Raw genomic sequence first — 23,625 nt, forward strand, 5'->3', positions numbered from 1 at the left:
CAAATCACCGACAAATAAAAGGAAAAAATATGGCCATCGGAACCAAACGGTATGCAAGAGGCGCATTGGTCGCCGTGATCGCATTCTTCGGTGTATTTACGTTGAGCCTGATGATGCTCACAGCGCCGAACCCCATATTTGTGTTGGTGCTAAGTCTCGTGTCCGCCCTGATTGGCTACCGCCTTACATCCAGAGTGACGGATGGACTAGCTGTGCAACGAGCCCTGGTAGTCGCCCGGAAAAGGGTTCCGAATTTTGTGGTGGGGCAGCACGTTATCGGTGTTGATAGCGAGTCAGGAATTCTGCTCGACCATCAGGGCGGAACCATCCTGGTCTTTGACACCTTTGGAAAACGCCTGAGCGTACTTCCCGAAAGTGCATTGCTTGCGTGCGATGTTATGGAAGATGGCAATACGGTGTCCACATTGACCACCAGCCGGTCTAGCCAGCTAGTTGGGGCTGCAGTGGGCGGTCTGGTGTTTGGTGGCGTTGGCGCCGTTGTAGGTGCCCTTAGTGGCAAGAAGAAATCGATATCCCGCAACGATCTATCGGAAATCTCGCTGCGTCTTACTGTTGCCGACCGGATCAGTCCGAGTTATCGCATCACGCTTTTCAAGGTGGCGAAGCCCGTGCTCAAAAGCTCAACGCAGGGCCGCAGAGCGATCCGTAGTGCTGAAGAGGCAGAGGGGTTACTGCAGATCATCATGCAACAGTCGCAAGCGGCGTGACGCTCAGAGTTAACGTTGGATCGATCATGCTTGCTGCAACCAAAATACAGCACGTCCTGCAGTGCCTACTTGCAGCGGTTTGCTGCGTACCCCTAGAGGCACTTGCCGACGTATACCGCTGTACCCAGCCCGATGGAAAAGTTATCTACCAGGAAATGAGCTGCGCTACGGCCAGCGGTTCCAAGGAGGAAAAAACTGCCTGGACGGCTGCACGTGAACGCGAGGCTGCAGAGGAGCTAAAACGTAAGCGGGAACGAGAACGTGATGAGGAGGAAGCGGTCAAACGCAGTCGAGCTAGGGAACTAGCCAAGAAGTCCGAGCGTGCAGCTACAGCAAAAGATGCGCTAAATGATGGGCCGCCTGACTGCACCAATCTTTATGCTTACGCCCGAGCAAGGGGCCAAGGCTGGATCATGTCGTCGGCGATTGCTGAAGAGGCTAAACGCACGGGAACGTGCATCGATAAGAAGTATGAGGAGCGCTGAAGCACTAAGCTAATGCTCTGGACTACAGATTTCAGAAGGCAGCAATCGTCAAAATTCTGGCAACCATCTGGCAATATCACTAAAACAAAAAAAGGCCTGCTACGTATTATGTAGCAAGCCTTCTATGCCCATCAAGGGGAATCCTGGTGGGACGTGCGGGGGTCGAACCCACGACAAACGGATTAAAAGTCCGCTGCTCTACCAACTGAGCTAACGTCCCGGCTTGGGTGTTTTCACACTGCAGCGCAGCCTCAAATTATAGCGTGGTTTTGACACTCTTTTCAATACTGCTTGCCAATTGGTCCAAAATCCAGCCGGCAGCGCATTGCCCGAAGGTGGCCGTCACGCTGACGACCGAGCCATAGCCGTGGCAGTTCAGGCTACCGTCGCCCTCGATGGCGCAGGAGGCGTCCGGAGGCATCACCGCTTCGCGGCTGAAGACGCAGGCGACGCCGATTTTTTTACCCTCGCGGGGGGCCGCGTGTTCCTTGCGCAGGCGGTAGCGCAACTGGGCCAGCAGTGGGTCGTGGGTGGTGAGCGACAGGTCTTCGATATCGACCTTGTGCGCATGGCGTTTGCCCCCGGCGGCCCCCACGGCAATGAAGCAGGTGCGCGTCTGCCGGGCCCAGGCGGCCATGGCGGTCTTGGCTTTCACCTGGTCGCAGGCATCGACCACGGCATCCACACCTGGCGGCAGCAGCTGCGGCCAGTTGTCGGGCTCGACAAAATCGTCGACGCAATGCACCACACATGCAGGGTTGATGTGGGCAATGCGGTCGCGCATGGCGAGCACCTTGGCTTGGCCTACGGTGGAGTCCAACGCGTGGATCTGCCGATTGATATTGGATTCGGACACATGGTCAAGGTCGATCAGCGTCAGCCGCCCCACCCCGCTGCGGGCCAGGGCCTCCACTGTCCAGGAACCCACCCCGCCGATGCCGACCACGGCCACATGGGCGGCGCGGATGCGTGCGGCGCCCGCCACGCCGTACAGGCGCTCCAGACCGCCGAAGCGGCGTGCGACATCGACAGCTTCTGCGGCCTCTTGCCCAGCATCCGCCGCTTCCGATAAATTATGCAAAAAATACCCCTCTAGCGCTTATTGAATCAGCATGAGCAGCTACAAAAACCGTAGCAAACCCAGGCCCTGGACACCAGCGCCTATTTGAGCTTGGCCAAGCGCTCTTTGGCGGCCGATGCAGCCTCCGACTGGGGATAGGCCTTGACCAGGTCTTCCAGCGTCTTGCGGGCGGCCCGGCTGTCTTTGAGCTCCAGCTGGCAATTGGCGATGGACAGCGCAGCCTCGGGGGCGCGGGCATGGTCGGGGGTAGCCGCCAGCATGGCGCGGAAATTGGCTACTGCGCCTTTGTAGTCCTTGTTGGCGTATTGGGCATTGCCCAACCAGAACAGGGCCGACGGGCCGTAGCCGCTCTTGGGGTAGTGCTTGACGAAACCCGTGAAGCTGGTTTGCGCAGCCGCAAAATCCCCGGTGCGAAAGATGGCCAGCGCGGCGTCGAAGTCGCGCACCTCGGTCGGGTCGGCGGTGAACTCGCGCCCGTCTACCGTGACCTTGGAGGGTTCAAATTTGCGCAAGCGCTCGTCCACCCCTTGGGCCTGGTCTTTCAGGCGGCGCTGCACCTCGGCCAGGTCGCGCGCCAACTGCTCGTCTTGGCCACGTTGTTTGGCCAGGTCGGCGCGCAGGTTGTCGATCTGGCTTTGCAGATCGAGCAGGCTGCGGCGGAGTTGGCCGTTATCGTCGGTCGATCGGCGCAGTTCCTCGGCCAGTTTCTGGTTGGCAGTTTCAGCTGCCAGGCGGCTGCTGTCGACCCGCTGGCGCAGGTCCAAAATGGCTTTGCGGGCTTCGTCGTCGTCGAACACCCCGGCCTGGGCGCCGGATGCCAGCAGCATCCAGCAGCCCAACGCCAGAGCGACGGGGCGCAGGCTGGGCAGGGTGTATCGGCTCATCGGTAGCTGATCTCGGCGCGGCGGTTCTTGGCCATGGCGGCTTCATCATTGCCTTGTACCGCCGGCTTTTCTTTGCCGAAGCTCACCGCTTCCAGCTGGCTATCTGCTACTCCGAGCAAGCCCAGGGCGCGGCGCACAGATTCGGCGCGCTTTTGGCCCAAGGCCAGGTTGTATTCGCGGCCACCGCGGTCGTCGGTATGGCCTTCGACCACGGCGTGGCGGGCTTTGTCGGCCTTGAGAAAGCGGGCATTGTTGTCAATGACGGTTTGGTCATCGGGTTTGACGGCGTAGCTGTCGTAATCAAAATACACGATGCGACCGCTGCTGGGGCCGGTGGCCACCGAGTTGGATGCCGACAGATCCACGGGAGTGACACCGCTCTTGGTCGCGCCCGCGGTGCTGCCGCCGTCCGCGCCCATGGTGCCCGACTGGGTGACACCGGCACCGCTTTTGTCGACCACGGGAACGTCGTCCAGCTTCACGCCAGAGGCACAGCCCGCCAGTGCGGCGGTCAGTGAAAGTGCCCACATTAAATTTTTCATTTGAATTTCCTTGTTGATTGGTACGTGCGTTGTTGGCAATGGCTAAAAATCAGGGTTTCAAAAACGGACCCCAGTCCGGTTCGCGGATGTCGCCTGCCTGGCCCGCCAGACGGGCCTTGATCTTGCCGTCGAGGGTGGTGGTCATCAGGGCTTCGCGGCCCTGCTGCTGGGTGGCGTAGACCAGTAATCGGCTATTCGGGGCAAAGCTGGGGCTTTCGTCGGCGCTGGTGTCGGTGATGCTGGTCACACTGGCGCTGCTGAGCTCCATTACCTGCAGCTTGAAGGCACCGCCAATGCGTGAAATATAGGCCAGCCAGCGGCCATCGGGGCTGATGCAGGGCGAGATGTTGTAGCTGCCGGTAAAGGTCACGCGCTCCGGGTTGCCGCCGCTGCTGGGCATGCGGTAGATCTGCGGCGCACCACCCCGGTCGCTAACGAAGTAAATGCTCTTGCCGTCTGCGGAATACTTCGGCTCGGTGTCGATACCGCTGGATTGCGTGAGCCGCCGTGGCTCGCCACCATTGGCATCTATGCTATAGATTTGAGAGCCACCATCGCGACTCAGGGTGACGGCCAGGGTGCGGCCGTCGGGGGCCCAGGCGGGCGCGCTGTTGGAACCCTTGAAGTTGGCGACCAGGCGGCGCTTGCCGGTGGCCACGTCGTGCACATAAATGACCGGTTTGCGGGCTTCAAACGAAACGTAGGCCAGTTGCATGCCGTTGGGCGACCAGGCCGGGGAAATGATGGATTCCGGGCTGGCCAGCGCGGTTTGGCTGTTTTCGCCATCGGCATCCGCCACCCACAGGGTGTGGCGGGTGCCTGCCTTGGTCACGTAGGCGATACGCGTCGAAAAGATACCCCGGTCGCCGGTCAGCTTCTCGTAGATGAAGTCGGCGATGCGGTGGGCCGACAGGCGCAAATCGCCCTGCGGCACGGTGTAGCTCTGGCCACCCAGATCTTGTCCGCGCACCACATCCCACAGGCGAAAGCGCACGTCGAAGCGGCCATCGGCCAGGCGGGTGACGCTGCCGGTCACCAACGAATCGGCAGCCTTTTGCCGCCACAGGGCCACATCGGGCCGGGAGGTTTCGTCCAGCGCCACGCCGCTGGCATCCACGGCCCGAAACTGCCCGCTGCGCTCCAGATCGGCCTGCACGATGGCGCCTATCTTTTGCGGCGACTGCTCGTCGCCCCGAAAGCTGGCCACGGCGATGGGCAACTGGGTCAAACCAATGCCGGAGACTTCCACACGAAACTGGGCAAAGGCCGAAGCGGAGCCCATCAGAGCCAGTCCGGCAAGGCACGTTCGGCGGTTCAGTGGGAAAGCTGGGGTCATAGGTTATTTGGATCCGTGGTGTTACAGCAGGGGTGGGTTCGTTTTGGGCGCAATAAGTTCCGGTCTATCGTTTCAAAACATTCTTCCAGTCCTGTTGCCATTGGGCCTGGTGGGCCAATTCAACCGCCTTGGCGTAGCGGTAAAAGGTGACTTCAAAATATGACAGGGCGATCACCAGGCCAGGCCAGCCGTCCAGGAAACCGCGCTTGAACAGGTAATGCTTCCAGAAAGCCCAGATGGCATGCGTCAAGGCCTTGCCGTAACTGGAGCCAGACTGCCGCCGCTTGGTGGCACCCAGCGTGGAGTAGCGGTTCATCTTGGCCACCACCTCGGCCAGGTCCTTGAACGGATACTGCCAGATGGCCGCTTGCATATAGCCCACGGTGGCACCGGGCCTGAGCTCGAAGTTTTCATGCACCGGGCTGGTGTCGTAGCCCATCTGCGACTTGCGAAACAATTGGGGCTGGCGGTAGTTGGGGTACCAGCCGGAATGGCGAATCTCGCGCCCCAGAAAGAAATTGCGCCGCGGCACAAAGTAGACGCTGTGCCCGGCCTTGTCTACCAGGGCCCGGATTTCAGCTGCCGCCTCTGGCGTACAACGCTCGTCCGAATCCAGGCTGAAGATCCATTCGTGCGTGCAGGCCGCCACCGCGTCGTTGCGCAAGCGGCCAAAGCCCTGGAACGGAATCTGCACCACGCGCGCACCCAGGGACTCGGCGATGCGGACGGTGTCGTCGGTGCTGTGCGAATCGGCCACCACGACCTCATCGGCCCACGCCACGCTGCGGATGGCATCAGCCACCTTCTCTGCCTCGTTATAGGCAATGATGTAGACAGAAATGGGGCTCACTTGTGGCACGGCACTCAGACGGTTGAAATCCGATCGAGCATAGCAGACGGCCCACCGCGCCTGCTCGCCGCCCCGCAGGCAGAAAGCCCTGCGAAAAGCGGGATAATCCGCTGCCTTCTACGCGCGCACGAAAATCGTCTCGTTTTGTTACCGTATACCGTTGTCCCCGACACACGCTGCCCTTCTTGCCACCTCCATTTGCCCAGGCAGTCACCCCATGAAAATTGAGCGATCCCAAGGTCTGGTCAAGCTGTTGATGCAAAGCATCCCCCGGTTGTCGCCGTTCTTCTTCAAAGGCCGCCGTCCCGCCTGGATGCTGGTCATCATGGCCACCATCATCGGTGCAGCCACCGAGCCGTTGGTACCTGCCATGCTCAAGCCGCTGCTCGACAATGGCTTCCAGAAGGGTGCCCTGAACCCGTGGATGGTGCCACTGGCCCTGATCGCGGTTTTTGGTTTGCGGGGCCTGAGCAGTTTTCTGGGCGATGTCGCCATGGCCAAGATCACCCAGGACGGTCTGGATGCCCTGCGCACATCCATGTTCAGCCGCCTGCTGGATGCGCAGAGCACGCTGTTTACCCAAAGGACAGCCAGCTCACTGTCCAATACCATCGTCTATGAAGTCCAGACCGGCGCGGTGATCCTGGTCACCTCGGTCATGGGCCTGGCCAAGGACAGCATGGTGCTGGTGGCCCTGGTGGCCTACTTGCTGTACCTGAACTGGCAGCTGACGCTGATTCTGGTGGTGCTGTTTCCAGCGGTGGCCTTTGTCACCCGCACGCTGTCGCGTCGGCTCTACCAGATTGCCAAAAGCAGCCAGGGTGCGACCGACGGCCTGGCCTACGTGGTGGAAGAAAACGTGCTGGCGCAGCGGGTGGTGCGTCTGCATGCGGCCCAGGGCGCGCAGGGTAAACGGTTCCAGCTGCTGAGCGAAGGCTTGCGCCGACTGAACATGAAATCGGCTACCGCGTCGGCGGCGGTCACGCCCATGACCCACATGATGTCGGCGATTGCGCTGTCCAGCGTGATTTGCGTGGCCTTGCTGCAAGGCTCCAGCGAAGTCAGCGCGGGTGAATTTGCGTCCTACATCACCGCCATGCTGATGCTGATCGCGCCGGTCAAGCGGCTGTCGGACGTAGCCAGCCCCGTGACCCGCGGACTGGCGGCCATGGAGCGGGCCCTGGACCTGATCGAGAAAACCCCGGTGGAGCCCAGCGGCAACTTCGTGGAAGAGCGGGCGCAGGGCCATATTGAGTTCCAGTCGGTCAGCGTGCGCTACCGCGACGACGAAACCCGTTCCGCTTTGAACCAGGTATCGCTGACCGTGGTACCGGGCGAAGTGGTGGCCTTGGTAGGCCCGTCCGGCTCGGGAAAAACCTCGTTGGTCAATCTGCTGCCGCGATTCGTCACGGCCAGCGCCGGGCATGTTTTGCTGGATGGACACGACATTGCCGACTGGCAGCTCAAAGCCTTGCGCAACCAGTTTGCCATCGTCAACCAGGACGTGATCATGTTCAACGACACCCTGGCCGCCAATGTGGCGCTGGGGGAAACACCCGACCGGGGCCGGGTCGAAGCCTGCCTGCGGGCGGCCAACTTGGGTGGCTTTTTGGACGAAGCCCCACAGGGTATCGACACGATGACGGGGCACAACGCCACGGAACTCTCCGGTGGCCAGCGGCAACGCCTGGCCATCGCCCGGGCGCTATATAAAGACGCCCCGATTCTGATCCTGGACGAAGCCACATCGGCACTGGACACCGAATCGGAACGCCTGGTACAAGAGGCCCTACAACGCCTGATGACGGGCCGTACCACCCTGATCATTGCGCACCGCCTGTCCACCATCGAGCACGCCGACCGGGTCGCGGTGCTGGACCAGGGCGAGATCATCGAGCTCGGCACCCATGCCGAACTGATTGCCCGGGCGGGTCTGTATGCCCGCCTGCATGCGTTGCAGTTCGGCACCCAGGCCGCCATGGCGGTGTAGTACCCGAACAGATGGCACGCAGATTTCCATGAAAAAGATACTGGTGGTAGCGACCCGGCAGATTGGCGACGTGCTGTTGACCACGCCCTTGATCCACGCCGCCCGCCAGCAGTGGCCGGATGCAGAAATCGACGTGATCGGACTGGCGGGCACTCTGGGCATGCTCCAGGGCAACCCGGACATCCATGCGCTCATCACCACCCAGCCGTCCAAAGGCTGGCGCGATACCCTGGCCGTGCTAAAAACCATCTGGAAGCGCTACGACCTGGCCCTGGTAACCCAGCCCAGCGACCGCGCCCACCTGATCGGCTGGGCCGCCAGCCGCCAGCACCGCAGTGGCATCATCCCCGCCCACAATTCCAGCAACTGGTGGAAAAAACGAATCCTGGGCCACGTGGTGGTCAGCGAAGGTGATGCCGGCACCGTCCATGTGGTGGCCGAAAAACTGGCCTTGCTGGCCCCGTGGTGCCGGCCCGATCTGCAGGCGGCACAGGTGCTGCCACCGCCCGCCCAGGCGTTGCCGCCCGCACTGGATGCCGTGATCCTCCCCAGCGCCATCGTGGTGCACGCGCCTTCGATGTGGCCTTACAAGCAATGGCCGGTCGCGCACTTTCGGGAGTTGCTGGAGCGTCTGGTCGCCGAAGGCCATCAGATTGTGCTGACCGGCAGTGCAGGTCCCGCCGACCAGGCCTGCATCGAGCAGTTGCGCGGAATCGCACCGTCACCCCAACTGGTGGACACCAGCGGCCAGCTCAATTTCAACCAGTTGGTCAGCCTGTTTCGGCGTGCCAGCTTGTATATCGGCCCCGACACGTCGGTGACCCACCTGGCCGCCGCCTCGGGTATCCGCGTACTGGCGCTGTTCGGCCCCACCAACCCGGTGCGCTGGGGCCCCTGGCCCAGTGCGCCGCGCATCACGCAGTCGTATGTGGGCCGCGCAGAAAGGCAAACCGTGCATAGCATCACCTTGCTGCAAAGCACCCTGCCCTGCGTGCCCTGCAGCAAAGCCGGATGCGAAGACCACACCCTGAGCCGCAGCGATTGCTTGCTGGGGATGCCTGCCGAACGTGTGCTCCGAGCAGTCCGGACTGCTAGCTTAGAAACGCGGTCGTAATTTGGGCATCGAAGTTGGCCGGTTCGTTCGCGATGGTGCGACGATACGCCACCAAGTCATTCTGGCATTCACCCGTCTGCCGGAAGATGCGCTGCACTTCGCGCTCAAAATCTGCCAAGAAGTCCGGCGAACGCGGATCCAGTTTGTAGCGGGGATCAATTGGAACATCCACACCATTGGCCGTGGAACCATAACGGCCCGTGATGACGCAACAGCCATGCAGTGCAGCCTCGCGTGGCAGGCGGTCTTTGCCAGGGTGGTGGCCAAAGTCGATGTAGAGCTTGCCGCTTAAAAAGTGCTCAGCAAGCTGCTGGCGGTCATACCCCGACAAGGGCATGAAATCCCACGAAGGAAAGGCGGCCCTCAGTTGTGCAGTCACCGCAGCACCCTTGTGCGGATTGTAAAAAATCCGGTTGGTCCGTTGGGCCGTGGCCAGACGTTCGGGCAGCGCCTCCAAATATGCAGCCTCTGTATAGAAAGGAATGGGATCGGACAGGGGTAAGGCATCCACGCCATGATTTTGCAGAAACAGCGTTGCGTAATGGCTTTGGGCGAAATGGGACAGACCCCGCAACGCATCGATACCTCGCCAGGGGATGCGGCCCTTGATCTTGTTTTTCAAAAATCGCAATTTGTCCCGCAAAGGATTTTGGTAGCGCACGCCGGTGAAATTGTTGACCGACATCCACCAAATGGCGGCCTGTGCCTGCCGGGGCTTCAGCGCCAATTGGGTAAAAATCTCAGGGAATAAAATCAGGTTACCCGAACGATCTTCATACTGCTCTACAGGTACCTTGTACTTTTGGTAGGCCAGTGGGGTGGTAAAGGTTTGGTGGAAGGGGTGGTATACCATCGCAGCAGCTTGGCCCAGGGCATTCATTCTCTCGACCAACTGGTGCAGCGCCTCTGGACCCGCGGTCATAGCGTTACCGGGACACACCACAAGCACTTTCTGGTAACGACTTTTTTGCATATTTTTTTGTTTGTTCATGTCCACCCGCTCCCCTAGTGCCCCTCGAATGGTCCAGTTGTCCCGCATGCTGGCCCACAAGGGGGTTTACCTGGCAAAAGACGGCCATGTCCGGGCAAGTATCTCCGATTTGCTGGTGGTGGCTTCGCTGGCTTTGGCTCCGCTGTGCTTTCTGAGCATACGTAGCTGGACCATTTTTTTCGTATTTTTTCTTATTTTGGTTGCTGCGGCTGAAGTTGCCCGCAAGGGCTATGGTTTTGCAGTCCTGCGCGGGCACCGGGCCGCATTGTGGACGGTGGCCGCACTGGCATCGTCCTTTTTCGCGGTGGCCATGGGTGAACTGCTGCGAGGGCAGATGCAAGCCAACCTGCTGGATGGGCCCAGCCGCCCCCTATTGGCCACACTCCTTTTTGTGTATCTCCTGCACAAGCCGGTTGATTTTGTGCGGCTACTCGAGTGGTCTGTGCCGATTTCCCTGGTGATCCTGTCCGGCCTGCTGTGGTGGCATCCTTACGCGTACGTGAACATCCCCAGTGGGCGTCTCGGTACAGTGGCAGTAGACCCGTTGACGCTGGGGCAATATGCCACTCTGCTGGGGTTCATTTGCCTGTACACGTTCAACCTGTATGGTGTCGACAGCCTGGCTCTCAAGACCCTCAAGATCCTGGGCATGGTGATGGCGCTGGGGATCAGCTTGGGGACGGAATCACGCAGCGGGTGGGCCGCAATTCCCTGGTTGCTGCTGATCTGGGTGGTGTACGTGCAGAAGATTCGGAAGGTCCAAACGCTTTTCTGGGTGCTGTTGGGCCTCAGTGCACTGGGCTTCGCCATCTGGAAATTGATGCCGGCTGTGGGTGACCGAATTGCATTGGTCGCCACAGAATATGCATCATATTTACGTGGTGGCAGCCATGACACGGCGACCGGGCTGAGAATCTCGCTGTTGCGGGCGGCCAGTTTGCTGTTTTTGGAACAACCGCTACATGGATACGGCGACACCGCATACCCGGCGCTGACCAGTATCCCGGCGATCGCCTCCTTCTACACCGAAGCCTTGCAATTCGCCGTGGTCCACAACGGCGTGCACAATGAAATCATGCAGAGTGCATTGCGTTCCGGCATCTTTGGTCTGGCCTCCAGTATCCTGATGATCGTGGTGCCTGCGGTCGTGTTTTACCGGGGCAGCACATCGCCGGTACCCAGCGTCCGTGCGGCAGGCCTGGTCGGCCTTTGCTATACCGTGGCGGTCTTCTGCTTTGGCCTGAGCACCGAAACCTTCAACCTGAAATACACCATCTCCTTCTACGCCCTGATGATTTCCGCCCTTGCAGCCCAGGTGCTGCGCCCACAACCGGTCTGATATGAATCCTGCACGCTACGCCCTCACCTTCGCCTGCTACAACCAGGTGGAATACACCCGCCAATGCATTGACAGCATGGTGCGCCACGGCATGGATTTGTCGCGGCTGATTGTGGTCGACAACGGCTCCAAGGACGCCACCCGCGACTACCTTCTCTCTGTACCGGTGGGAGGGCGCATTTACAACGATGCCAATCTGGGTTGCGGTGTCGCCTGGAACCAGGGCGCGCTGGCCTTGCAGGCCGAGTGGACCATCGTGATGAACAACGATGTGTTGGTCAGCGCCCAGTGGATCGAATCGCTGATCGGTGTGGCCGAACAGCGTGGCCTGAAGGTGATTTCACCGGCTCTGATCGAAGGCCTGCTGGACTACGACTTTGAAGCATTCAGCGCCATGGCTTCGCAAAAGATGGCCGGTACGGCGCGCGTCGGTGGCCGCCATGCCGTCTGCCTGGCGGTGCACAAATCGGTCTGGATGGACGTAGGCTACTTCCAGCCCGTACCCAAGCTGCTGGGCTATGAAGACACGCTGTTCTTCCACGAGTTGGAAAAAGCCAAGATTCCGATGGGCATCACAGGCGCTTCTTGGTTGCACCACTACGGATCGGTCACCCAGACCGCCATGAAGCAGGAGCGCGGTCTGTCGGCCAAAGACGGCTTGGGTTACCGCTACAACTACAAGCTGCTCAACCAAAGCTGGCTGGCGCGCAAACTGGCCAAGTCGGAGCGCGTTGCCCAACAAAAAAAATGGCGGCAAGAGGAGTTGGCAGCCTACGCCATGACCATGCATGGACTGCGCGAAGACGGCCAATTCCGCTGGATCTAGCCGTCGGCGCGGCAAAAGGCCTGCGCAATCGCCTTCAACGAGGCCCAGGCGCCAGGGCGGGCTATCCATCCTGGGCCACCCCGCACACGGCGGGCATGGTGTTTGGCCGAGCCCCAGACTGCCTGGCGGGTGGTTTCGCCACAGTCCAACATTTTTGGCCTGCCCCACCACTGAAATCGTCCCGGATATTGATAAAGAAAAATGCCTCTATCGCTCATTCTATAAGCGATAGCAGCTATCAATTTTGCAACCCTAGCCCTCAGCAAACCGCCCCGCCGCTTGCCGCCTGAACTGCGTCGGCGTCATGCCCTTCACCTCCAGAAACCGCCGGTTGAAGTTCGCCACGTTGTTGAACCCCACGGCATAGCACACGCTGGACACATAGCTGTCGCGCTCCATCAGGAGCTGGCAGGCCCGGTTGATGCGCAGGCGGTTGACGTAGTTCGTGAATGTCAAGCCGGTACTCTTGCTGAAGAAGCGTGAGAACGCGCTCTCGCCCATGCCGACCAGGTCGCCCATTTCGCCCAGCGGCAGGGCTTCGGCGTAGTGGCTGTTCACAAAGGCCACCACCGTGTTGATGGCCGACACGGTGGGGGCCGGGCCGTTCACCGGCAAGTAGTCGCTGGAGAGCAGGCGGTAGTCGGTGCAGCGGCCCAGCAGGCACAGCAACCGGGCGAACTCGGCGAAGCGCTCCAGGCCATGGCTTTGGCGGATCAGGTAGAAGCGTTCGCGCACGGCCTCGCTCAGGCCGAAGAACTCGATGCCGTGGCGGGCGCGCTCCAACAGCGGCAGCACCTCGGTGAGCTCATGGATCACGCGCATGCCGTCGCGCAGGGGCGCTTCACGGAACTGGACCACCAGGCTGCGCACGGCCAGGCCGTCGGGCGGCAGGTCGGTACTGACCCAGTTGTGCGGCAGGCGCGGGCCGGTCAGCACCAGGTGGCCGGGCTCGAAGAAGCCCACGTAGTCGCCCACAAAGGCCTGACCACGGGCCCCCACAATAAGCTGCAGCTCGTACTCGTCGTGGCAGTGCCAGCGCTCCAGGGGCGTGGGGCTGCCGTGCTCGACGCAGCGCACGAATTCCTGGTCGACCGGGGCCTCGTAGCCCAGGCGCGGGTCGCGCACCAGGTCGTGTTCAACCTCGGGGGCGAGGTTGCGGCGCTTGGCGGGGGCGTGTGGCATGGAATGCGCCGTTATACGCCGCCAGTGGGGGCATCGCTGCGGACCAGGCCCGCCGCTTTCAGCTCCGCCCAGAACGCGGCCGGGATGCGCAGCGTCATCCAGCGCGCGTTCTGCTCCGCCTCGGCCCGCGACTTGGCACCGGGGATGACGGTGGCCACCGACGCGTGGCCCAGCACGAACTGCAGCGCGGCGGCAGCCAGCGGCACCTGGTGGGCGGCGCAGATCTGCTCGATCCGGGCCACCTTGGCCTTGACCTCGGCGGTCGCGGGCAGGTAGTTGTAGCGGGCATCGGCCGTGGCACCGGTGACCAGAATGCCCGAGTTGAACGGCGCGCCCAGGATGACGGACACGCCTTCTTTGACGCAGCGCGGCAAAAAGGTGTCGAGCGCGCCCTGCTCCAGCAGGGTGTAGCGCCCGGCCAGCAGAAAGCAGTCAAACGGGCCCAGGTCCATCAGGTCCTCGCAGGCCTCGAACTGGTTGACACCGGCACCATAGCCGCCGATCAGGCCCGCACTTTTGAGCTCTTGCAAGGCCTTCAGTGCGCCGGTTTCGACCGTTTTCAAGGCGGTGCGGTAGTTGGCGCCCTGCGACCATTCATCGCAGTCATGGATCAGCAGCAGGTCGATACGGTTCAGGCCCAGGCGCTGCAGCGAATCTTCAAACGAGCGCATGGTGGCACCATAGGAAAAGTCAAAGTGCGGCGAAAAAGGCAGCTCGTCTACAAAAATGCCGCCTTCGGACGGTTTGAGTTTGGGCGGCGCGACCCGGCCATGGGGCTTGAGCAGGCGGCCCACCTTGGTGGACAGCACGAACGAATCCCGGGGCAGCGCGCGCAGCGCATCGCCCAGGCGGCGCTCCGACAGCCCGTGGCCATAGAGCGGCGCGGTGTCGAAGTAGTTCACGCCCGATTGCTGGGCGGCCAGCACGGTGTCTTTGGCGGCCTCGTCGGGCACGGCGGCATACAGATTGCCGAGCACGTTGCCACCGAAACCGAGGGTGGTGATGTGCACATCGGTGGTGCCGACCTGGCGTTGGGGAATGGCGTTTGTCATGGGTTGGGTCCTGGGGGGTGGGTGTTTGGTAGTGCAACGATAGACCCAACCGCGCCCGGATTTGGTACGCAAATATGCGATGCAGGTACGCATTTGCAGCCGGAAATGCTGGATTACCCCGGAACCAGGCTCCGCACACCGTGCGGGCCGCGGGCAACACCGCCCCAGTGATTTATAGAAAAAGTGCCTCCAGCGCTGATGGATAAAGCGTGGGCAGCTCTCATTTTTGAAATTTACACTGCAGCTTCGCCCAAGCCCGCCATGCCCAGCAGCACCGCCATGAACGCCTGCGCCGCCGGGGTGGGTAGCTCGCCCAGGCGGGTGATCAGGCCGTAGTCGGGCATGCGGTCGGGCAGGTCGACCGGGATGCGCGACAGCAGGCCTTTTTGCACGTATTTGCCCACCAGGGCGGCGGGTTGCAGCGACAACATCGGGGTGGTTTGCAGCAGCTCCAGGGCGAACAGGAACGACGGGGTTTCGACCACGCCCGAGGTCGGCAGCAGCCCGGTGCTGGCAAAGATGTCGTCCGACACCTTGCGCACGGCGGTCGACGGCGGGTACAGAATCCAGGGCCAGTGGACCAGCTCGGTCAGGCCCAGCGGATGGGCACCGCGCAGGGGGTGGTCGGGCCCGGCCACCACGTGCAGCGGCTCGCTGGACAGGCGGGTGTACTGGAACTGCGCCCGCTGCGCTGCGTCGGTGAAGCGGCCAATCATCAGGTCGATCTTGCGCTCGGCCAGCCAGTGGATGAGCTGGTCGCTGCTCTGTTCCAGTATTTTCAGCACCAGCAGCGGGCGCAGGCGCTGGATTTCGGCCACCGAGGCAATCAGCAGGTGCGCAGCCGAGCCGGTGATGGCCCCGATCGCCAGGTGTCCATGGCCACCCTGCTGCAGGGCGTTGAACTCGTCCACAAACTTGCGCTGCCCGGCCAGCGCACTCTGGGCATAGCGCAAGATGAACAGCCCCAGCTCGTTAGGCCGCATGCCGCGCGGCAGGCGCTCGAACAGGCGGGCCTGGAAGATGTCTTCGATGTCCACCAGGATCTTGGTGGCCGCCGGTTGGGTGATGTGCATCTGCTCGCCGGTGAGGCGCAGGTTGCGGGTCTGGCCCAGGATGTCCAAAAACTGCAAATGCCGAAACCGCAGCCGCCCGCAGGCCTGCGCCATGGACAAGGGTTTACCAGAAAGAGACTCGTGAGCCATAAGCGTTTGGAATGGGTTGCCGCAAATATTTCAGTGGACTCTAACCGCTGCCGGGCCTAACCTCCGCGCTGTGCCACGACTTTCCGGCAAAGGAAAGCGCGGTGCCGATGGGTACATCCCTCACGCCCTAGCCATTCCATTGGAGACATACATGAAGCTGAAATCCCTCGCCCTGGCCGCTGCGGTCCTGGCTGCCCTGGCCGCACCCGTCACCGCCCAAATCAAGGACCGCGTGTTCAAAGTCGGCATTGGCCTGAGCGACGACCACCCCCAGGCCCTGGCCGTCAAGTATTTCGCCGAACAACTGGCCGCCAAGAGCAGCGGCAAGCTGGTGGCCAAGCTGTATGCCGGTGGCGCACTGGGCAACGACGTGAGCATGACCTCTGCCCTGCGCGGCGGCACGCTGGAGATGACGGTGCCCGACAGCTCCACCCTGATGGCACTGATCAAGCCCTTTGGCGTGCTCAACCTGCCGCTGACCTTCAACACCGAGCAAGAAGCCGATGCCGTGCTGGACGGACCCTTCGGCCAGAAGCTGCTGGCCAAACTGCCCGAAAAAGGCCTGATCGGACTGGGCTACTGGGAAAACGGCTTTCGCCACATCACCAATTCGCGCCGCCCCATCACCAAGGCCGACGACATCGCCGGGCTGAAGCTGCGTGTGATCCAGAACCAGCTGTTCCTGGACAGCTTCAACGCCCTGGGCGCCAACGCCACACCCATGCCGTTCACCGAGCTGTTCTCGGCCATGGAACAGGCCGCCGTGGACGGGCAAGAGAACCCCACCGCCACCATTTTGGCCAGCCGCTTCTACGAGGTGCAAAAGCACCTGGTGCTGTCGCGCCACATGTACAGCACCTGGGTGCTGCTGATATCCAAGAAGACCTGGGACGATCTGTCGCCGCAGGAGCAAAAAATTGTCCAGGAAGCCGCCCGCGAAGCCACGCTGTACGAGCGCAAAACCATCCGCGCCTTTGGCGACAAGGCCCTGGGCGAGCTGAAGAAGCAAGGCATGCAGGTTACCGAGCTGCCACCGGCCGAACAGGCCAAGATGCGCGCCAAACTGCAGCCGGTGCTGGCCAAGTTCAGCAAGGAGTTTGGTGAGGACACCACCGCCGAAATGATGGGCGACCTGGCCAAGCTGCGGAAATAAACCCACCGCCAGCGACGGCCCTCCCCTTTGGGGAACCGAGAACTGCAGGCCCCCTCCCCCACCGGGGGAGGGTTGGGGTGGGGGCATCTCCTCGCCCTTTTAAAAAATAGACCACCATGGAAAAAACACCCGTCCGCCCCTTCCGCTCCCGCGACTGGTTCGCCGACCCGCAGCGCTCGGACATGACCGCGCTGTACCTGGAGCGCTTCATGAACTACGGGCTCACGCCCGAAGAACTGCGCTCGGGCCGCCCCATCATCGGCATCGCCCAGACCGGCAGCGACCTGTCGCCCTGCAACCGCATCCACGTGGACCTGGCGCGGCGCGTGCGCGAGGGCATCCGCGACGCAGGCGGCATCCCGATGGAATTTCCGGTGCACCCCATCTTCGAGAACTGCCGCCGCCCTACCGCCGCACTGGACCGCAACCTGGCCTACCTGGGCCTGGTGGAAATTTTGTACGGCTACCCGATCGATGCCGTGGTGCTCACCACCGGCTGCGACAAGACCACACCTGCGGGCATCATGGCCGCCAGCACGGTGGACATTCCGGCCATCGTACTGTCGGGCGGGCCGATGCTGGACGGCTGGCACAACGGCGAGCTGGTAGGTTCGGGCACGGTGATCTGGCGCAGCCGCCGCCAGTTGGCTGCGGGCGAGATCGACGAGGAAGAATTCTTGCAGCGCGCCTGCAGCAGCGCCCCGTCGGCTGGCCACTGCAACACCATGGGCACGGCCTCCACCATGAACGCGGTGGCCGAAGCCCTGGGCTTGTCATTACCCGGCTGCGCCGCCATTCCGGCCCCTTACCGCGAGCGCGGGCAAATGGCCTACGCCACCGGGCGGCGCATCGTGGAGATGGCCTATGAAGACCTGCGCCCTTCGCGCATCCTGACGCGCCAGAGCTTTTTGAACGCCTTGTCGGTGGTGAGCTGCGCGGGCGGCTCCAGCAACGCCCAGGTGCACATCATGGCCATGGCGCGCCACGCCGGGGTGGATTTACAGCCGCAAGACTGGACCACCCACGGCTACGACCTGCCCCTGCTGCTGAACATGCAGCCTGCGGGCAAGTTCCTGGGCGAGCGCTTCTTCCGGGCCGGTGGCGTGCCCGCGCTGATGTGGGAGCTGCAGCAGGCGGGCCGCCTGCACGGCGATGCCTTGAGCGTCACCGGCCAGCCCATCGCCGCCAACCTGCAAGGCCGCGAAACCAACGACCGCGAGGTGATTTACCCGTTTGCCGCGCCGCTGATGGAGAAAGCAGGCTTTCTGGTGCTGAGCGGCAACCTGTTCGACTTCGGCATCATGAAAACCTCGGTGATCTCGCCCGCCTTCCGCGCCCGCTACCTGAGCAGCCCGGGTGCAGAAGGCATCTTCGAGGCTCGGGCCGTGGTGTTCGAGGGGGCCGACGACTACCACGCCCGCATCAACGACCCCACGCTGAACATCGACGAAGGCTGCATCCTGGTGATGCGCGGTGCGGGGCCGATCGGCTGGCCGGGCTCGGCCGAGGTGGTCAACATGCAGCCGCCCGATGCCCTGATCCAGCGCGGCACCATGACCCTGCCGACGCTGGGTGATGGCCGCCAGTCGGGCACGGCAGACAGCCCGTCCATCCTCAACGCCTCCCCCGAAAGCGCAGTGGGCGGGGGCCTGAGTTGGCTGCTGAGTGGCGACACCATCCGCATCGACCTCAACGCGGGCCGCTGCGATGCCCTGGTGCCTGCAGAGGAAATCGCCCGCCGTTTGCGCGAACTGCCCACCCCGCCCATCCCGCCCAGCCACTCCCCCTGGGAAGCGCTGTACCGCGAGAAAACCGGCCAACTGGCCGATGGGGCCACGATGGACTTTGCGCTGGACTACCAGCGTATTTCCGAAAAAACACCGCGCCACAACCACTAAATATCACCACTAAATACCGCCACTGAAAGAACAACATGAGCGAGACAAACAACATCCTTCCCCAAGACGGTCTGGCCGGTACCCTGGTGGGTCGCGTCTGGCTGGGCGGCAGCCTGCCCGGCCCGGCGGTCGTAGCCCTGCGGCCCGACGGCGTCTACGACCTGAGCGCGCACTACCCCACTATGAGCACCCTGCTCGACGCCGCCCAACCAGCGGAAGCCGTGCGCAAGGCTCCCGGCCAGCGCCTGTGCAGTGTGGACGAGTTGCTGGCCAACAGCCTGCCCGGCAGCCGCAATGCCGCCCTGCCCCACCTGCTGGCCCCCTGCGACCTCCAGGTGGTGAAGGCCGCGGGCGTGACCTTTGCCGCCAGCCTGATCGAGCGCGTCATCGAAGAGCAGGCCCGCGGCGATGCCAGCCGTGCCCAGGGCCTGCGCAGCCAGGTCACCGGCCTGATCGGCGCCAGCCTGGCCGACATGCGCCCCGGCTCGCCCCAGGCCATGGCACTCAAGACGCTGCTGCAGGAAAAAGGCCTGTGGTCGCAGTACCTGGAGGTGGGCATTGGCCCGGATGCCGAGGTGTTCACCAAGGCCCCGGTGCTGGCCTCGGTGGGCTGCGGCGAAGACATCGGCATCCGCTCCGATTCGGCCTGGAACAACCCCGAGCCCGAAGTGGTGCTGGCCGTCAATAGCCGCGGCGACATCGTGGGTGCCGCCCTGGGCAACGACGTGAACCTGCGCGACATCGAAGGCCGCAGCGCCCTGCTGCTGGGCAAGGCCAAGGACAACAACGCATCCTGCGCCATCGGCCCGTTCATCCGCCTGTTTGACGCGGGCTTCGGGCTGGACGCGGTGCGCAACGAGACGGTGCACCTGCACGTGGCCGGGGCCGACGGCTACCAGCTGCGCGGCATCAACACCATGGCCAGCATCAGCCGCGACCCGGTGGACCTGGTGGCCCAAACCCTGTCGGCCCACCAGTACCCCGACGGCTTCATGCTCTTCCTCGGCACGCTGTTCGCCCCCATCGAAGACCGCGACCAGCCCGGCGGCGGCTTCACCCACAAGCTGGGCGACGTGGTCACCATCCACAGCGCCTGGCTGGGCGCCCTGCACAACCGCGTGACCCACTGCGAAACCGCCCCGCCCTGGCGCTTTGGCCTGCGTGCGTTCATGGGGAACCTGGCGGCCCGTGGGCTGCTGGGCGGCACGGCGCTGTAAGCGGATAAGTCGGAAGGGGTGATTTTTAAGCATGTTTTAAGCATGTAGCGCTTATGGAATGGGCGTAACCAGCTACCATTACAATAGCAAACCATTTGCGTGCCGGACATGACCGACGTACACCGCGTCGGGCCTAGCCACCGGCAGGCGCTACATTCGTCGCTGCACCACTTTCCCTGATTGCCCCGACGGCGGCCAGGCCCCCCTTGCACGTGTCGCCCGCAACCACCGCCGCCCTTCCAGCCGATTCCCCCGACAGCCCCTGGCAGCCACCCCCCACGCGCCCTGCACGCGCGCGGCTGCCCACACGGTTGCACATGGGGCTGCTGCTCTCGCTGCTGGCCCACGCACTGCTGTTGGGTCTGACCTTCGGCGACCAGGGCACCGGGCTGCCGGGCTTTGGCTTTCCCTGGGAAGAACGCCGGGGCGAAGCACCCGACCGCACGCCAGCACCACCCCTGCAGGCCGTACTGGCCCCCACCCCGGCCACCACACTACCCAGCGAGACCCCGCCCACCCCTATCGCCCCCATCGCCCCTGCAGCGGCGGCTGCGGTGGCACAACTGGTGTGGATCGCGCCCCGGCCCGCCGTCCAGGCACCGGCACTGGCCCGTGCCCCCGCAGCAGCCCGCACCCAAACCGCCGAACAGCAGGAAGCCACGCGCCAGGCCGCGCAACGCCGGGCAGCTGCCCGGGCCGAAGCCGCCCGCCAAAAGGCTGAGCGGGCAGCCGAGCGCCAGGAAGCCCAGCGTGTGGCCGCCGCGCTGCGCCAGGCGGAAAAGGAGCAAAGGGTCGCGCAGCAAGAAGCGCAGCGGCAGGAGAAGGCCCAGCGGGCAGCGGAGCAAGCAGCGCAAGCGGAGCTGTCCAAGGCTGCGCGGGCCGAAGCCCAGGCGCTGGAACACCAAGAGCGCCAGGAACGGCTGGAACGCCAAGCCATCCAGCGGCAAGCCACCCTGCAGGAAACCGCCCGGCAAGATGCCCTGCGGCTCCAGGCCACGCGGCTGGAGGCCGAACGCCTGCAAGCCGAGGCCGCCAACGTAGAGGCCGAGCAGGCCTTGCGCCAGTTGACCGCCCGCCAAGCCGCCGCCACCGCCGTGGCCTTGGCACGCCAAATCGAAGCCGACAACCAGGCCAGCGCGCAACAAGCCGCCGCCCGCCAAGACGAAGAGCGTCAAGAAAAAGAGCGCCTGGCGGCAGAACGAAAGCAAGAAGAACGCAAGGAAGCAGAACGCCAGCAAGCAGAACGCACCGACGCAGCCCGCAAAGAGACTGCGCGCCAGGAAGCCGAGCGCCTGGAGGCCACCCGGCTGGCTAACGCACGACAAGAGGCGGCGCAACGCGATGCCAGCCGCAAGGAAGAAGCCGCGCGGACCGAGGCGGCACGGACCGAGGCCGAGCGCAAGGAAGCCGAGCGGGTGCAGGCCGCACAACAAGCCGCCGCCCGGCAAGCCGCCGCCCAGCAAGAGGCAGCCCGCAAGGAGCAGGAACGGGCGCAGGCCACGCAGCAGGAGGCCGATCGCCAAGAAGCCCATCGGCAAGAGGCTGCCCGCCAGGCCACCGAACGGGCAGAGGCTGCGCGGCTCGACGCGCAGCGCAAAGAGGCAGCCCGGCAGGACGGTGAGCGCAAGGAAGCAGCGCGCCAAGCCGCTGCAGCCACGGCGGCATCCGCGGCAACGGCAGTGGCAGCGCCACCTGCAGCATCCCCTGCGGCAGCCCAATCCGCAGCGCCCAGCACACAGCCTTCCGCCGCGCCAGCGGCCCCCGCCCGCAGTGCCGCCGAAGAGCAGCGCGAAGAACGGCTGCGGGCCATCGGGCGGCAGTTGAACCTGGAGGCCGACCAGCGCGCAGCCGCCGCCAAAGCCACAGAAGCCGCCGCCGCTGCACGCCCGGCCTCCAACCTGCCTTCGTCGTGGAGCACTGCCCGCCGGGGCCGCATCTTTGGCCGCAGCGACAGCAACCAGGAGCTGGTGCTATACGCCGAAGCCTGGGCCCGCAAGATCGAGCTCAACATGACTTTTGGCTCCGTGCGCGATGCCGCAAAGCTGGCCCACACCGACCCCATCGTGTTGGTCGCGGTGCGCAGCGATGGCTCGGTGGAGTCGGTCAGTTTTGTGCGCAGCAGCGGCGTGCCCGCCCTGGACGAAGCCGTGCGTAACATCGTCCAGTCCCAAGCGAATTACCCCGCCTTCCCCCCGGCCCTGGCCCGCGAATTCGACGTAGTCGAAATCCGCCGCACCTGGCACTTTGATATGGCGGTGCGGTTGTACTGACCTGGAGCCCGCCTACACCGGGCTGTCGATCCGGATCCAGGTGGTTTTGAGTTCGCTGTATTTGTCAAACGCGTGCAGCGACTTGTCGCGCCCCACGCCGCTTTGTTTCACACCGCCGAAGGGCACGGTGATGTCGTCTTCGTCGTACGAGTTGACGTGCACGGTGCCGGCTTTGAGGGCGCGGGCCACGCCGTGGGCTTTGTTGATGTCGCGGGTCCAGACGGCGGCCTGCAGGCCGTAGATGCTGTCGTTAGCGATACGCACGGCCTCGGCGGCATCGGTGAAAGACAGGACGGACAGCACCGGGCCGAAGATTTCTTCCTGGGCGATGCGCATGCGGTTGGTCACGCCGTCGAAGATCGTGGGTTCTACATAAAAACCGCCGCTATCGCCCAATACTTGGGCACCACCAGCTATCAATTTTGCACCGTCTTGCTGGCCTGCCTCAATATAGCCCAGCACCGTGTCCATCTGGGTCTTGTCCACCAGCGCGCCCATGATGGTGTCCGGCAGCAGCGGGTTGGCGGGGGCGTAGCGTGGCACCAGGGCCAGGGCTTTTTCCAGGAACGCGTCTTTGATGGAGGCCTCGACCAGCAGGCGCGAGGGGGCATTGCAGCTCTCGCCCTGGTTGAAGAACACGCTGCCCACCGCCGCCTCCACGGCCCGGTCCAGGTCGGGGCAGTCGGCAAACACGATGTTGGGCGACTTGCCGCCCAGCTCGGTCCAGGCACGCTTGAGGTTGCTCAGGCCCGCCATCACATGGATGCGCTTGCCCACCTTGGTGGAGCCGGTGAAGGCGATGCAGTCCACGTCCATGTGCAGGGCCAGCGGTTCACCGGCTTCCAGGCCGAAGCCGGGCACCACGTTGAGCACGCCGGGGGGAATGCCCGCCTCCAGCGCCAGTTCGGCCAGGCGCAGCGCGGTGAGCGGCGACTTTTCGCTAGGCTTCAAGACGATGGAATTGCCTGCGGCCAGGGCCGGCGCGATCTTCCAGGCGGCCATGATCATGGGGTAGTTCCAGGGCACGATGACGCCCACCACCCCTACCGGTTCACGGGTGATCAGCGCCAGCGACTGGTTGCCCGTGGGCGCGATTTCGTCGTAGATCTTGTCCACCGCCTCGCCGTACCAGCGGATGCAGTTGGCGGCGCTGTTGACGTCCACCGCGCGGGCGTAGCGCACGGGCTTGCCCATGTCCAGGGTTTCGATGAGGGCCAGCTCGTCGGCGTGGGCCAGCAGCTGGTCGGCAAACTTCACCATCACCCGTTTGCGCTGCGCGGGGGGCAGGCCCCGCCAGCGGGCATCGTCAAACGCGGCACGGGCGGCCTGCACGGCCTGGTCGATCTCGGCCGCGCCACCGCGGGTGACTTCGGCGAGCACACGGCCATCGACCGGCGAGCTTTTGGTGAACACGGCGCTGCCCTGCACGCGCTGGCCGTTGATGAGGGCACGGCCATCCAGCTTCAAATCGGCGATGTTGAACAT

20 protein-coding genes and 1 tRNA gene are annotated in these 23,625 nt (G+C 63.5%); 10 read left to right on the forward strand and 11 right to left on the reverse strand.

The window, feature by feature from the left end:
* Positions 1-29 precede the first annotated feature (29 nt).
* Complete coding sequence (locus tag AB3G31_RS13270) at positions 30-728, forward strand: hypothetical protein (RefSeq protein WP_367846554.1); 699 nt, start codon at positions 30-32, stop codon at positions 726-728.
* A gap of 26 nt (positions 729-754) precedes the next feature.
* Positions 755-1,213, forward strand: a complete 459-nt coding sequence (locus AB3G31_RS13275; RefSeq protein WP_367846555.1) for a hypothetical protein — start codon at positions 755-757, stop codon at positions 1,211-1,213.
* 144 nt (positions 1,214-1,357) lie between these two features.
* Here AB3G31_RS13275 and AB3G31_RS13280 read toward each other — a convergent pair.
* From AB3G31_RS13280 to AB3G31_RS13305, 6 genes are all read right to left on the reverse strand, one after another.
* Positions 1,358-1,433 (reverse strand) — tRNA-Lys (locus AB3G31_RS13280).
* 36 nt (positions 1,434-1,469) lie between these two features.
* Positions 1,470-2,294, reverse strand: coding sequence for a ThiF family adenylyltransferase (locus AB3G31_RS13285; protein WP_367846556.1), 825 nt, complete (start codon positions 2,292-2,294; stop codon positions 1,470-1,472).
* Between the two features lie 80 nt (positions 2,295-2,374).
* Complete coding sequence (ybgF, locus tag AB3G31_RS13290) at positions 2,375-3,121, reverse strand: tol-pal system protein YbgF (protein ID WP_367850347.1); 747 nt, start codon at positions 3,119-3,121, stop codon at positions 2,375-2,377.
* A gap of 53 nt (positions 3,122-3,174) precedes the next feature.
* On the reverse strand, positions 3,175-3,720 hold the full coding sequence (pal, locus tag AB3G31_RS13295) for a peptidoglycan-associated lipoprotein Pal (protein ID WP_367846557.1): 546 nt from the start codon (positions 3,718-3,720) through the stop codon (positions 3,175-3,177).
* 49 nt (positions 3,721-3,769) lie between these two features.
* Positions 3,770-5,002 carry a Tol-Pal system beta propeller repeat protein TolB gene (gene tolB, locus AB3G31_RS13300; RefSeq protein WP_367846558.1) on the reverse strand — a complete coding sequence of 411 codons (1,233 nt, stop codon included), beginning with the start codon at positions 5,000-5,002 and terminating at the stop codon, positions 3,770-3,772.
* A 118-nt stretch (positions 5,003-5,120) separates the two neighbouring features.
* The gene (locus tag AB3G31_RS13305) at positions 5,121-5,906 is read right to left on the reverse strand and encodes a glycosyltransferase family 2 protein (RefSeq protein WP_367846559.1); all 786 of its coding nucleotides are present in this window, start codon (positions 5,904-5,906) and stop codon (positions 5,121-5,123) included.
* A gap of 217 nt (positions 5,907-6,123) precedes the next feature.
* On the opposite strand from AB3G31_RS13305, the gene msbA reads away from it, so the two are divergent.
* Both msbA and AB3G31_RS13315 read left to right on the forward strand, forming a co-directional pair.
* On the forward strand, positions 6,124-7,896 hold the full coding sequence (gene msbA, locus AB3G31_RS13310) for a lipid A export permease/ATP-binding protein MsbA (RefSeq protein ID WP_367846560.1): 1,773 nt from the start codon (positions 6,124-6,126) through the stop codon (positions 7,894-7,896).
* Between the two features lie 28 nt (positions 7,897-7,924).
* Positions 7,925-9,010 carry a glycosyltransferase family 9 protein gene (locus AB3G31_RS13315; protein WP_367846561.1) on the forward strand — a complete coding sequence of 362 codons (1,086 nt, stop codon included), beginning with the start codon at positions 7,925-7,927 and terminating at the stop codon, positions 9,008-9,010.
* On the opposite strand, the gene AB3G31_RS13320 is transcribed toward AB3G31_RS13315, so the two are convergent.
* Positions 8,988-10,001, reverse strand: a complete 1,014-nt coding sequence (locus AB3G31_RS13320) for a hypothetical protein (protein WP_367846562.1) — start codon at positions 9,999-10,001, stop codon at positions 8,988-8,990. The two genes, AB3G31_RS13315 and AB3G31_RS13320, sit on opposite strands and share 23 nt — an antisense overlap.
* Before the next feature lie 46 nt (positions 10,002-10,047).
* Between AB3G31_RS13320 and AB3G31_RS13325 the strand changes: the two genes are divergently transcribed.
* Both AB3G31_RS13325 and AB3G31_RS13330 read left to right on the forward strand, forming a co-directional pair.
* The gene (locus AB3G31_RS13325; RefSeq protein ID WP_367846563.1) at positions 10,048-11,340 is read left to right on the forward strand and encodes an O-antigen ligase family protein; all 1,293 of its coding nucleotides are present in this window, start codon (positions 10,048-10,050) and stop codon (positions 11,338-11,340) included.
* A 1-nt stretch (position 11,341) separates the two neighbouring features.
* Complete coding sequence (locus tag AB3G31_RS13330; protein ID WP_367846564.1) at positions 11,342-12,166, forward strand: glycosyltransferase family 2 protein; 825 nt, start codon at positions 11,342-11,344, stop codon at positions 12,164-12,166.
* 252 nt (positions 12,167-12,418) lie between these two features.
* On the opposite strand, the gene AB3G31_RS13335 is transcribed toward AB3G31_RS13330, so the two are convergent.
* The 3 genes from AB3G31_RS13335 to AB3G31_RS13345 form a co-directional block, all read right to left on the reverse strand.
* Positions 12,419-13,348, reverse strand: coding sequence for an AraC family transcriptional regulator (locus tag AB3G31_RS13335; protein WP_367846565.1), 930 nt, complete (start codon positions 13,346-13,348; stop codon positions 12,419-12,421).
* An 11-nt stretch (positions 13,349-13,359) separates the two neighbouring features.
* The gene (locus AB3G31_RS13340; protein WP_367846566.1) at positions 13,360-14,400 is read right to left on the reverse strand and encodes an aldo/keto reductase; all 1,041 of its coding nucleotides are present in this window, start codon (positions 14,398-14,400) and stop codon (positions 13,360-13,362) included.
* A 233-nt stretch (positions 14,401-14,633) separates the two neighbouring features.
* Positions 14,634-15,602, reverse strand: a complete 969-nt coding sequence (locus AB3G31_RS13345) for a LysR family transcriptional regulator (protein ID WP_367846567.1) — start codon at positions 15,600-15,602, stop codon at positions 14,634-14,636.
* A 151-nt stretch (positions 15,603-15,753) separates the two neighbouring features.
* On the opposite strand from AB3G31_RS13345, the gene AB3G31_RS13350 reads away from it, so the two are divergent.
* The 4 genes from AB3G31_RS13350 (at position 15,754) to AB3G31_RS13365 (ending at position 22,140) form a co-directional block, all read left to right on the forward strand.
* Entirely contained in the window at positions 15,754-16,755 is a 1,002-nt protein-coding gene (locus tag AB3G31_RS13350; RefSeq protein WP_367846568.1) for a TRAP transporter substrate-binding protein, read from the forward strand.
* 116 nt (positions 16,756-16,871) lie between these two features.
* Positions 16,872-18,653 (forward strand): IlvD/Edd family dehydratase, encoded by a 1,782-nt coding sequence (locus tag AB3G31_RS13355; protein WP_367846569.1) that lies wholly within the window; start codon positions 16,872-16,874, stop codon positions 18,651-18,653.
* 35 nt (positions 18,654-18,688) lie between these two features.
* Positions 18,689-19,870 carry a fumarylacetoacetate hydrolase family protein gene (locus AB3G31_RS13360; RefSeq protein ID WP_367846570.1) on the forward strand — a complete coding sequence of 394 codons (1,182 nt, stop codon included), beginning with the start codon at positions 18,689-18,691 and terminating at the stop codon, positions 19,868-19,870.
* 317 nt (positions 19,871-20,187) lie between these two features.
* Positions 20,188-22,140: a TonB family protein gene (locus AB3G31_RS13365; protein ID WP_367846571.1), complete on the forward strand. Its 1,953-nt coding sequence runs from the start codon at positions 20,188-20,190 to the stop codon at positions 22,138-22,140.
* Between the two features lie 12 nt (positions 22,141-22,152).
* Here AB3G31_RS13365 and AB3G31_RS13370 read toward each other — a convergent pair whose 3' ends face one another.
* A complete protein-coding gene (locus AB3G31_RS13370; RefSeq protein ID WP_367846572.1) occupies positions 22,153-23,625 on the reverse strand; it encodes an aldehyde dehydrogenase in 1,473 nt (490 codons plus the stop codon).

The organism is Rhodoferax sp. WC2427 (genome assembly GCF_040822085.1).
GTDB lineage: Bacteria > Pseudomonadota > Gammaproteobacteria > Burkholderiales > Burkholderiaceae_C > Rhodoferax_B.